Genomic DNA, 1768 nt, shown 5'->3' with positions numbered 1-1768 from the left:
GTCCTCATCGTGCGCAACCCATGAACGAAGCCCCGCCTATCGAGTGGGGGCCGATGCTGTATCGTCTTGGCAGGGGCTTTCAGGTTTGAAAAAAAAAAAAAAAAAAAAAGAAAAAGAAAAGGGACCACCCTCTCATCCTGGCCAGGGCAAGCACAGGTTTTTTGACGTACCGGTTTAAATTTTATGGCTCTTCTGCATGAATTGTGGGTAGCTAGCCTAAAAGCTCCCCGTATCTTCAGGAAGAAGTACTCCTCATCTCTATACCCATAGGCCACCCTCTTTATGACCTTGATCTTGTTGTTGATTCCCTCGAGCACGCTGGTATGGAGGGGATAGCGGCAATGGGCCAGGATGCCGGGAAGCCTTCTTTTGAGCATCCTGGCGAACTTCTTCAACGGCTCGATCTTGGAGTAGATAGCCCTCAGGTACCAGCCCCGGAAGAAGCGCTCCGCATGATAGGGGCTGCGGTATTGCCACAGGCGCTTGAGATCATCTTTTAGCAGGTAGACGGTGAAGAGCCTCTTGTTTAGGGCCAGGAGCTCCGAAAGCTTCTCCTGCTGCCAGTCTTTTAGGTTCTCATGATTGGAGAGCAGGATGTAGCGGGTGCCCCGGTAGGCGTCCTTATGCCTACCCCGGGCCTTTTTGCTCTCCTCCACCCTTACCTTGTCCACCACCTCCCGCCCGTAGGCGGAGATGATGTGAAAGGGGTCGTAGACGATCTCGGCCTGGGGACAGTGCTTCCTCACCGCCGCCTCGTAAGGGTCCCACATGTCCATACAGCAGGCGAGAACTCCTGAGCAGCTCTCCTCCCCGAAGAGGGAAAAGAACTCCTCTAAGGTCTCCTGCTTTCTGTCTTTTCCCACCCAGAGGACGCAGGGGGCCTCGGCGTCGATCACCGTGGTAGCGTATCTGTGCCTCTTCTTTACGGAGAACTCGTCCACCGCGAGCAGCTTGGCGGGGGTCTTATCCGGCGTGGGCAGCTCCTCGGAAAGCGCCCGTTTGTCGATCTCCTTCACCGTTTTCCAGTCCAGGCCGTACTGCTCCGCTATGGCCTTTAAGGAGCGGATCTCCCGGCAGGAGAGGGCCACCTCCGCCGCCAGGCGCTTGGTGTAGGTGGCATGTGGTGAGCAAAAGGAAAGCTCCTCGGTCACCACCCCGCAGCGCGGGCAATCCACCCTCACCTGGTGGAAACAGAGCCAGGAGCGCTTGTAGGGGCCGTAAGGGAGATCTCTTACTATGCGTGTGGTCCTGTCGTAGTAGGTTTTGAACTCGGCCCCGCAGCGGCAGCGGTACCTGGCCTCCAGTCTCTCTATCTCCACCACCAGCTCCTTCTCCTCGCTGGCTCTTCCCTCCCCGAAGTGCAAGGCAACAACTGTGTACCCTTGTACCCCCACCAGTTGGTCGATATACTCTTGCTTGACCATCGTCTCTCCTTTCTGCGCTTGTTTTACTTCCTTAAGAACATTCGCAGATGGTGGACGATGGTCCTTGTTTCACCCATACTTTATGGAGAAGAACCATATAATCTAACCGTCCATCGCTCGCTCATTTCCCGGAAGGAGGGCAAGAAGCCGGATGAGAGGAAGATGCCTGGGGACCGGAAGAGTCTTGACCGCCCGCACCTGCCTGTCCGCGGTCGCGGCCTTGGTGACGGTGGCGTTCGTGCTCCTGCCCGGGGCGGGGGAGCCGGCCCGCGGGGAGGTGGAGGCGCCTGGGGCGTGACCGTGCTGCAGAGGCCGGAGGACGCGGGGCGGCGCATCGCCCTGAC

1 protein-coding gene and 1 pseudogene are annotated in these 1768 nt (G+C 57.9%); one reads left to right on the top strand and one right to left on the bottom strand.

The features are described from left to right. Positions 1–1424 (bottom strand): ISL3 family transposase (locus tag ACP5PX_RS08185; protein WP_428085456.1); only part of this gene is annotated, 1424 nt, incomplete at its 3' end. 57 nt (positions 1425–1481) lie between these two features. Here ACP5PX_RS08185 and ACP5PX_RS08180 point away from each other — a divergent pair. Further along, positions 1482–1768 (top strand): annotated as a pseudogene (locus tag ACP5PX_RS08180) (hypothetical protein); the annotation flags it as partial.

This window comes from Hadarchaeum sp. (SeqCode) (genome assembly GCF_049969415.1).
Taxonomy (GTDB): Archaea; Hadarchaeota; Hadarchaeia; order Hadarchaeales; family Hadarchaeaceae; genus Hadarchaeum.
This window is presented reverse-complemented; position numbering and strand designations above follow the sequence as displayed.